The organism is Stieleria sp. (assembly GCF_041595215.1).
In the GTDB taxonomy this organism is placed as follows: domain Bacteria; phylum Planctomycetota; class Planctomycetia; order Pirellulales; family Pirellulaceae; genus Stieleria; species Stieleria magnilauensis.
On sequence record NZ_JBFHKV010000243.1, the window covers coordinates 1 to 9,130 of the forward strand.

Below are 9,130 nucleotides of genomic sequence, written 5' to 3' on the forward strand. Positions count from 1 at the left end.
CACACAGGCACCTGACCGGGCGCGGAAACGGGGACTGCCACAGCACATTGCCGTCAGGATCGACCCGTTGCACGGAATTGCCGGTCGCGACAAAAACCGTCTGATCGGCCGCGGCGGCGATGCGCCGCGGCGACAGACCCGGAAGCGGTATCCGTTTCACTTCACGCGGCGTCGGCTGGACCATCCCGGCCGCCCCGTCCATCCCGGCCGCCCCGTCCATCCCGACCGCTCTGTCCGCTCCAACGACGGCCAATGCGGTTGCGCCACAGGCGGACCCCTTCAGGAATCCGCGACGACTGTCGTCATACTTCGTCGTTCGGTTCATGGTCGTCTCTCGCATGCATCAAGGTTCACGTGAAGGAATTTCAATACAGATCAATTCGAATTGGCTGCGCAAGTACAAACGATCGCCCACGATCGCTGGATGCGACATGCTTTCGGGGTGCTCGCCTTGCATCGGCCGCCACTGGGAAACGATCGTCAACCCGTCGGCGGTTGCGTCGAGCAGCAAGAGATCACATTCGGATCCCCACAACAGCACGCGCCGGTTGCCGGCGATCAAGCAGGTGTGATCGTAAAACCGCTCATCGGCTTCGCTCCACAACGTTTCCAGCTGATTGGAGCCGTCGATGCAGAACAATTCTCCGTACGCCGTACAGAAGACACGCGACTGGTCCTCCAACTCGACAACCACCGGTGTGCAGGTGTCGGGAGCGCAATCCAAGTTGTGCCAAACCGGTTGCGGGTCGATCTGTCCATCGTCTTTGAACTGATACCACCGCATCGCATTGTTTTCGGTCGCCAGCAAAACACCGTCTTGAAAGGGAACCGGCGTTCCGACATGGAAGTCACTCTTTTCCGGCGGAATCAGTTCCCACAGACGTCGCCCCGTCGTCAGGTCCCATCCGCCCAGTCCCGGCGAGTCGTAGCCGATGACTTGCTCGCGTCCGCCAAACGATCCGTAAATAAACGGCGCGTAAGCCGGCGCGTGTCCTTTCGTTTTCCAAAGCGTGGCGCCGGATTCCAAACTCAACGCCGCCAGCGACGCATCCGCGCTGCCGGGCGCGACCACCACCCGATCACCGACGACTAGTGGCGGCACACTGAAGCCCCACGTCGGAACCTCGCCGCCGAAATCGGCCACCAAATCGCGTGTCCAAATCGGTCGTCCCGTCGCCAGTTCGACGCACATCAGCTTTCCGAACGCACTTTGCAGCAATACCCGATCTGCAACGATCACCGGCGTCGCGCGAGGCGCGTTGGTGTACTCCATCCGGGCGTCGGCATGATGCCGGACTTCCCAGACCGACTTGCCCGTTGCGGCGTCGAAGGCGCGAAACAGGTCTTGTTGAAAATCAGCCGACTTGTCGGCAACCACCACCCATCGTTCGGTCGCAGAGATGCCCGCCATCGCCGGGCCGGTCACTTTTGTTCGCCAAAGGACCTTGGGCTGATCGGCCAACGACGCCGGTAGCTCCGCGAACTGGCCCGTCCGGTCTGGCCCACGCCAATCCGTCCACCCACGGCCGCCTCGACCAGAATCCGCTCCGGACGTCACGGGAACGAACCCACCCTGCGACTCCAAAGCATCGTTGATCGCCGGATCAGCGGCGGCCGATGCGATGGCCGAGTTCAGTGATTCTTGAACCGATGACGGAAGGTTCGCAGCAAAGAAGAACTGCACACCGCGACAGGGTCGGGTTTCAGCAATCGTCTTGGTCGCGTTCTTTTCCAGCTTGCCACAGGCCTCCAACAGTGGCGGCAAGTAGTCGGTGACCACGACCGCGTCGACTTCTTGGTCGGCAAAGGCATAAACCGCTGATTCGAGACTGTCATGACCGATCAAGGAGGCGTCGATCTGGCGGGACCGAAATAATTCTTTCGACAGCGCGTGGCATTCGGCATGTTCGGGCGATCCGATCGCGACCTTCTTGCCGGCCAGTTGCTGCACCGAGTCGATCGCACTGTTTTTTGTGACCAACAACACGCCGCGAATTTCCGTCGCGCCGTGACGATCTGTTAAATCGCAAGCCGCTTGCAACTCAACCCCGGTCGCCTCGGCGTCGCCGAGCACGACGGATCGTTTTCCAACGACCAGATCAATGCTCGGCAAACCACGACGCTTGGCCAGCTGCAAACTCTCCTCATAAACGAGATTGATCTTCCGGCCGATCGCAGCCTCCAAGTGCTCGACCAACGGTTCATAACGCCGCTGCCCGATTCCATCGACACACGCACACGAAAGCGGCAGTGACAACGGGTCCATCACAACCAGATTCAGCGTGGACTTGGCGTCGGAGTCGGCCTGCTGCCCCCAGGTCGCTCCCGCGCAACAAACGACCAGGATGGCAACGGATCGAAGGACGACACGGATGGCTTTCATGACTCGATCCGCTGGAGAACACGAATCAGATTCGCCCTGACGTCCATCACATAAATCCGATTGCCATCGGCCGACACTTCGACGGGGATGTAGCAACTGGCCGCGGCGATGCGACTGCCGCGATCGAACTTCGTCGTGTCGACGTATCCGATCAACTGCTTGAACGTTCCATCGGAGTGAAACTCTTTGACGCGTCCGATTCCGGATTCGGCAGTCACCAGGCGGCCGTCGATCAGATCAAAATTGACAGGATTGCAGCAGGCGCCAAACCCTTCGATGCCCGTCCGGTCTCGCTGGCCCCAGCGTCCCAGCAATTCGCCATCGAACGAAAAACGGTTGACGCGATGTCGCGAGTTTTCGGCGACCAACAAGGCGTCACCGTCGATCGCCAGGTCGATGTGGGAACAACAACCGAATTGTCGCTCCACGATCATCGTCGGATTTTTTAGATCCCTGGTCAGCCGGACGATGTCCTCGGTCGCACGCAAGCTGCGTCCGCTGCCGATGGCGACGAACAAGTATTGATCATTGACCGCGATGCCGCTGATGTGCGTGTCAGCGTTGGTGTTGGGGATCACGTCGACGATCTTGACTTTCTCGACCAGTTTTCCGTCACGGTCGATTTTGGCGATCAGGTACTCACCGCCCAGATAGATCGAGCCATCATCGGTTCCACAAATCTGCAGCGGAACGACGTTCTCGATCTCGATTTTCCGCAGTTCGGTGCCGTCGCCATCGAGCACTCGGATTTCACGCCGCTCGGACCAGTAATCCCAAAACGTGGGGTCATCGGTCGCCGGCGGATCACCTTCGGCGGTCGGCTTTTTCACCAGCCAGGTGACCGCGGCCAGCAACTCACCGGCCTGGTTCATCGCCATCGTCTCCAACCGGCCCTCGGTGCCGATTTCCAGCTTGATCGATTCGACCTCGCGGTGTGTCGGCTGCTCGCTGTGTGTCGGCTGCTCGCTGGCAGTCGGCTGCTCGCCGTCCGTGGGCTGCTCGCCGTCGTCAGCGGCCAGCCCAGCCGAACTCGCGATCAGCAGCAAGACCGGCAATGCCGATCGGATCAGACGTCGGGTCCGCTGAATCATGGGCAATCAAACGATCGAGAAAAGGGAAACGGGCGCAGCTGTTCAGGCGGGCCGTGCCATCCCATTGAAACAGATTTGGGCGGCGTCGGTATCGAACAAACCGCCGTGCGAAGGCCAGAATTGGCGAGATCGATCGTCCGCAACGGGATACCTCTGATGGACCGCGGCCCCTAAACACGCCCTAACGGTCAACCATCGACCAACGTGAACGCCCGCCCCAAACACGCGACTTGCATCCATTAGACTGCCGATGTTGAAACGGCTTTGCTCCCTTCCGCTGACCCGAAGATTCCATGCCCAGCACTTATCCCATCAGGACCTCGGTCGAAACCCTGAGCACTCGCCAAAAGGCACTCGACGTGAATCTCGATACGCGTCGCTATGGAACGTTTGCCGAAATCGGAGCCGGCCAGGAAGTGGTGCGATGGTTCTTTCGCGTCGGTGCGGCTGCCGGAACGATCGCCAAAAGCATCTCGGCATACGACATGAAGGTCAGCGATGCGATCTATGGGCGCGCGTCGCGTTATGTCTGTCGCGAGCGATTGCAAGCGATGTTGGACTACGAACACGCCTTGAATCTGGATCGACTGCGTGAAACTCGCGGCGACACCACGGCGTTCTTTGCCTTTGCCGATACCGTCTCGGCACGAAATTTCCACGGCACCAATCAATGCCACGGCTGGATGGGCATCAAATTCCAGGCACACCCGCGTGACGAAGACAGCCAGATCATCATCCACGTGCGGATGTTGGACAACGAAGCGTCGCTACAGCAGGAGGCGTTGGGGATTGTCGGTGTGAATCTGGTCTACGGTGCTGCGGCGCTCAACCATGAACCCGAATTGCTGGTTGATTCCCTGCTGGACGGCTTGACGACCTCTCGGATCGAGATCGACATGATCGAGTTTTCCGGGATCGCGTTTCGACACGTCGACAACCGCCTGATGAGTCTGAAACTGGTCGAATTGGGGCTCAGTGGTGCGGCAATGTTTGCCGCCAACGGCGAGGTGTTGCAACCGTCTGAATTTTTCTATCGCAAAGCAATCCTGGTCGAACGGGGCAGCTTTCGACCGGTGTGCAACGTCAACCTGGATATGCTCCGCTGCGCCCACGAAAAGTTCTCCGAAATGCCCAGCGTTCAAGGCAAGGAAATCACGCAGGTGATGGAAATCACCATGAACAACTTGAAGTCCTCCGGCGAAATCGACCTCCGCGATTTCCTCGCCCGGGCCGATGTCATCGCCGCCTGCGGCATGCCGGTCTTGATCTCCGACTATTTCCAGTACTACCGCTTGGCCGCGTACCTGTGCGGTTACACCAAGGAACCGATCGCGATCACGATGGGTGCGGCAAGCATGAAGGACTTGTTTGATGAAAAGTACTACACCAAGCTGCAGGGCGGCGTGCTCGAATCGTTCGGCAGACTGTTCAAGAATGACTTAAAAATCTTCTGCTACCCGATGGAAAACCGCGAGACCGGCGAACTGTTGACGTCCGAGAATTTCAAAACAAAACCCGAACTGCAACAGTTGTACGACTACATTCGTCATCGCGGCGACATCATCAACCTGGACAACTTCGATCCGTCCTGCTTGAAAGTCTTCTCACGCGATGTGTTGGAACTGATCAAGAAAGGCGATTCCGAATGGGAAACCAAGGTGCCGCTGCCGGTTGCGGAAGTGATCAAATCCAAGGCCTACTTCGGGCTGCCGACCTAGCCGGACGTGATGCACAGCATCACAGACCAACCCCATCCCCGATTCACTCCGATTCGGGCTCGGCCTCACCATCGCCTGGGGTTGCTTCGGCTTCGGTCGCTGTGTTTTCCTCTTTCACCGCGGCGGGCTGAGGCTCGATCGCTTTTTCCTCGTTCTGACGACGCTCTTCTTCACGCTCCTTCTTTTCTTGAGCGAGTGCCTCTTGGGCGGCCTTCAGTTGGCGGTTGGCCGCTTGGGCGCGTTGTTTCAGATTCGCGTTTTGCTCTTGGGCTTGTTCGAGTTGCGCTTTGGCTTCGGCCGCTGCCTGACTGGCGGCTTTCTCGGCCTTTGCGGCAGCCTGTTTCGCCTTTGCAGCAGCCTCTTTGACCTTTGCCAACTCTTTCGTCACCGCGTCGGCACGCTTGGTTTGCTCGGCCAACTGGGCCGCTTGTTCGTCCAGCTCGGCTTGCAGCTTTTCGGCCAACTGCTCCGACGCTGCGAGCGCCTCATCTTTTTCGGCCGCTTGGGTTTTCATCTCTTCCAACTGTTCACGCAGCGCGACCAGCTCGGTGGTCAGCATGATGTTGAGTTCGCTGGGTTGATCGACGTGAGACGACGTCCCGCAGGCAGCTGGGGCACACGCCGACTTGCAGGGTCGCCGCAGCAGACGGGCGAGCGGACCGCCACAATCGGCGGCGGCACAATGCGTCACCGCACAATCGGTCACGAGCAGTGCCATCAGGGTGAACGTTGCGGTCAGGGTGGTTTTCATCGTCTTGGCTTGATCGGGGGGGATAGGGGTGGGATGGCCGGCGACGTTCCGACGCGGGACACCCCCTATCCTAATCACGAATCTCAGATGTAAAGACGGGACGTGAAAGAAGCCCCAACGGACTGAGATCGCCCCCGCGACAAACTGTCGTCGAGGCCTCCGCGAGAGACCAACGTGGGATCGGTTTTCAGTCGGCCGCGCGAGCACGCCCGGCTGAAAGCCGTGTCCCAGATCGGAGCTTGACAGGCCGACCGGATAGCGAATTGACCGTACCACACTACGGATGCTTCGCTATCCGGCGACCTTGCCAAGTGCATCATTTGATGAACAGCATTTCCTGGTAGGTCGGCAGCGGCCAGATGTCATCGGCCACGACTTCCTCCAGCTTGTCCACCGTTTCACGCAGGGCCAGCATCGACGGCAAGATCGCGTCGCAGCAGTGCCGGCACTCGTCGTCCGGCGTGGTGGCCGAGACGTCGTTGATCGCATGCTCGAGCGTTGCGATGCCTTCCTGCAAGGCCTTGACCAGCGCGGTCATCGAATCCAACGTGTCGGTGTCGAAGTCGTAGCCGACAGCTTTGAGGTTGGCACACGTCGATGCCAATTCGTTTTGATACCGGATCGCCGCCGGGAAAATCAGCGTGCGGGCGATCGACAGCGCCAGACTGGCTTCGACACTGACGGTCATGCAGTACTGTTCTTGGTACGTTTCCAAACGGCTTTCCAGTTCCCGCTCGGACAACACACCATACTTGGCGAACATCTCGATCGTCTCGGGCGTCGCCAATTGCGGCAACGCGTCGGCCGTCGTTTTCAGATTCAACAGCCCACGTTTTTCGGCTTCCTTGTGCCACTCTTCGGAGTAGCCGTCGCCGTTGAAGATGATCGGCGAACACTCCGTGATGATCTCCGAGAGCAGCGTCTGGATGGCACCGTTGAGTCCATCGGGATTCTTCGCGATCGCTTCTTCCAGTTTGGTCGCACAGTAGTCGACCGAATCGGCAATGATCGTGTTCATCGCGACCAACGGGCCCGAAATCGATTGGTTCGATCCGACGGCACGGAACTCGAAACGGTTTCCGGTGAAGGCAAACGGGCTGGTCCGGTTGCGGTCGCCGGCGTCCTTGGGCAACGGCGGCAAGACATCGACGCCCACTTCCAACGTCCCCGACGGCAGCGAGCTGTTCGCGCCGCCGGCTTTGATCTGCTCAAACACATCGGTCAATTGATCCCCGAGGAAAATCGAGATGATCGCCGGAGGTGCTTCGTTGGCGCCCAGACGGTGGTCATTGCCGGCACTGGCGACGACGGCCCGAAGCAATCCCTGGTGCTTGTAGACGGCACGAATGATGGCCGCACAAAAGACCAAGAACTGGGCGTTGTCGTGCGGCGTGTCGCCCGGATCCAGCAGGTTTCCTTGCGAGGAACTGCCCAGCGACCAGTTGACGTGCTTGCCCGAACCGTTGACCCCCGCGAAGGGCTTTTCGTGCATCAAGCACGCCATGCCGTATTTCTCGGCCGTCTTACGCAACGTCAACATCATCAATTGCTGGTGATCCGCCGCGACGTTGGCCGATTCGAATACCGGTGCCACTTCGAACTGCCCCGGCGCGACTTCATTGTGACGCGTCTTGACGGGAATCCCCAACTTAAACAGCTCGCGTTCGGCCTCGCACATGAACGCCAACACGCGTTCGGGAATCGCGCCGAAATAGTGGTCGTCGAACTCCTGTCCCTTGGGCGGCTTGGCCCCGAACAGTGTTCGGCCCGCATTGAGCAAGTCGGGGCGTGCGTAGTAAAAGTTGCGGTCGACGAGAAAGTATTCCTGTTCCGGACCGGCCGTCGATGCCACGAACGCGCCGTCCTCATGACCGAAAATGTTGAGGATCCGCTGCGCCTGTTTGTTGAGCGCCTGCATCGAACGCAACACCGGCGTCTTCTTGTCCAGAGCCTCGCCCGTCCACGAAACAAACGCCGTCGGAATGCACAACGTCGTCCCGTTGGGGTTCTCTAAAATGTAGGCCGGACTGGTGACGTCCCAAATCGTGTAGCCCCGGGCCTGGGACGTGACGCGAATCCCGCCGCTGGGGAAACTCGATCCGTCAGGTTCGCCTTGGCAAAGTTGCTTGCCGCTGAATTCGGAAAGGGTGCCGCCGTCGGAGGTCGGCGACAGAAAACTGTCGTGCTTCTCCGCGGTCGCGCCGGTCAACGGATAAAACACGTGGGCATAGTGCGTCGCGCCTTTTTCCATCGCCCAATCCTTGATCGCCGACGCCACGACGTCTGCGATTTCCGGATCCAGCTTCTCGCCCGAATCGATCGTGCGAATCAACGACTTGAAGACGCTCTTGGGCAAGCGGTCTTTCATCACCGACTTGGTGAAGACGTTGGCCGAATAATACTCTTGGGCAGGAACGTCAACGAACTCGATCGTTTGGGGGCTCGAGATTCGGTTGATGACCGCGGCCACCGCGGTTCGTCGCGGTGTCGATCCGCCGCTGCTCGTGCTGGAGCCGCCGGCGGCACCTTTGGATGAGTTGGTGTCAACGGGATTGGCAAATGCTGTGCTCATGAAAAATCCTGATCATCAGGCGCGGTGAAAAAGTGGGGAAATCGACCAATGGCCTTCCATGATTTCGAACGACGCAAGCTCCACAGAAGGTTCGCCTGAGTGCCTGACGAGCGATTCAACGTGATTCGATAAAGACGAGGGACGCAATTCATTTCCAGTCCCCCAGACCGTCAAGGCACGTCTCGTACCGAGGCGGCGCGCGATTCCGCCAGCTCCCCGGCTGGGGAACTCTGAAAGCCGTGCGGTAGCGGCTAAGGGTCTGGACCAGCCCCTAAAAAAGGACCTGCGACGCCGGTGGGGAGAACCGCGCCGACGGGTTGCGGAGAGAATAGGCGACCGCTGCTTGATTTCTGCGCCATTGCAGCGCCGCTTTCCCGGGCCCACTGGACCACCGACGGACGCCAGCCTGGCGCAACGATCGTGAAATGGGACACATCGGACCAATCGGACTCATCGGTCGCATCAGTCCCATCCAGCGTTGGCCCCTTCGACCGAACCTACGGCTGTTGCGATCCCAAGCCGACGATTTCCAACAACCGCAGCGCGTTGGTCGTGGGGCTGACGCCGGAATGCATCTGATAGTCGAACGTCATCTGCTCGTTGCCCGAAGCGTCC

General features: G+C 59.4%; 6 protein-coding genes. 1 reads left to right on the forward strand and 5 read right to left on the reverse strand.

From position 1 onward, the window contains the following. From ABX749_RS11610 to ABX749_RS11620, 3 genes are all read right to left on the reverse strand, one after another. The coding region (locus ABX749_RS11610) for a twin-arginine translocation signal domain-containing protein (protein WP_372896127.1) at nt 1-325 on the reverse strand (325 nt) is incomplete at its 3' end. A gap of 18 nt (nt 326-343) precedes the next feature. After that, nucleotides 344-2,383: a PQQ-binding-like beta-propeller repeat protein gene (locus tag ABX749_RS11615; RefSeq protein ID WP_372896128.1), complete on the reverse strand. Its 2,040-nt coding sequence runs from the start codon at nt 2,381-2,383 to the stop codon at nt 344-346. Further along, nucleotides 2,380-3,474, reverse strand: a complete 1,095-nt coding sequence (locus ABX749_RS11620; RefSeq protein ID WP_372896129.1) for a hypothetical protein — start codon at nt 3,472-3,474, stop codon at nt 2,380-2,382. Before ABX749_RS11620 ends, ABX749_RS11615 begins: the two co-directional genes overlap by 4 nt. Nucleotides 3,475-3,767: 293 nt before the next feature. Here ABX749_RS11620 and ABX749_RS11625 point away from each other — a divergent pair, with 293 nt between their 5' ends. After that, nucleotides 3,768-5,192 (forward strand): TonB-dependent receptor, encoded by a 1,425-nt coding sequence (locus ABX749_RS11625; RefSeq protein ID WP_145213510.1) that lies wholly within the window; start codon nt 3,768-3,770, stop codon nt 5,190-5,192. Between the two features lie 43 nt (nt 5,193-5,235). Here ABX749_RS11625 and ABX749_RS11630 read toward each other — a convergent pair whose 3' ends face one another. Next, complete coding sequence (locus tag ABX749_RS11630; RefSeq protein ID WP_372896130.1) at nt 5,236-5,943, reverse strand: hypothetical protein; 708 nt, start codon at nt 5,941-5,943, stop codon at nt 5,236-5,238. A 316-nt stretch (nt 5,944-6,259) separates the two neighbouring features. Continuing rightward, nucleotides 6,260-8,515 (reverse strand): glutamine synthetase III, encoded by a 2,256-nt coding sequence (locus ABX749_RS11635; RefSeq protein ID WP_145213516.1) that lies wholly within the window; start codon nt 8,513-8,515, stop codon nt 6,260-6,262. Nucleotides 8,516-9,130 lie beyond the last annotated feature (615 nt).